Annotated in this window: 1 protein-coding gene; it reads left to right on the top strand. The window is 57.9% G+C overall.

Annotation, left to right across the window (positions count from 1 at the left end; genetic code table 11):
• The coding region (locus THS27_RS27130) for a hypothetical protein (protein ID WP_168185045.1) at positions 1-245 on the top strand (245 nt) is incomplete at its 5' end.
• Positions 246-342: the final 97 nt, after the last annotated feature.

Here is a 342-nt window from a genome sequence, read left to right as displayed (position 1 = left end):
GTTATCAGGTTTTGGCCGACGCCAATGCCGCGAACCTGAAAACCATTGAGCGTATGCAGGCGGACCGTGCGGCGGCCGATGCGGCGATGTTGCGCGAACAGCAGCGGCGCAAGCAGGCGGAAACCAAATTCGCCGAATTATTGAAGGGGGTGAACGATGCGCCTGATGATGGTTGTGTTGGTCCTGCTGTTAGCGGGCTTTTTGACCGCCTGCGCGAACAGGCCGCAAGTGATCACGCGGACTGAATATATCAAGCAGGATATACCGGAATCCGCTTTTGACTGCGCGGCGCGGCCCGCCTTGCCTGAAGAGCCCGATACCGACACTAAGACGGGGATATAT

It is taken from the genome of Thalassospira sp. MCCC 1A01428 (assembly GCF_002115825.1).
GTDB lineage: Bacteria > Pseudomonadota > Alphaproteobacteria > Rhodospirillales > Thalassospiraceae > Thalassospira.
The sequence above is the reverse complement of the archived record's forward strand: the minus strand, read 5'-3'. Positions and strand labels throughout refer to the sequence as shown.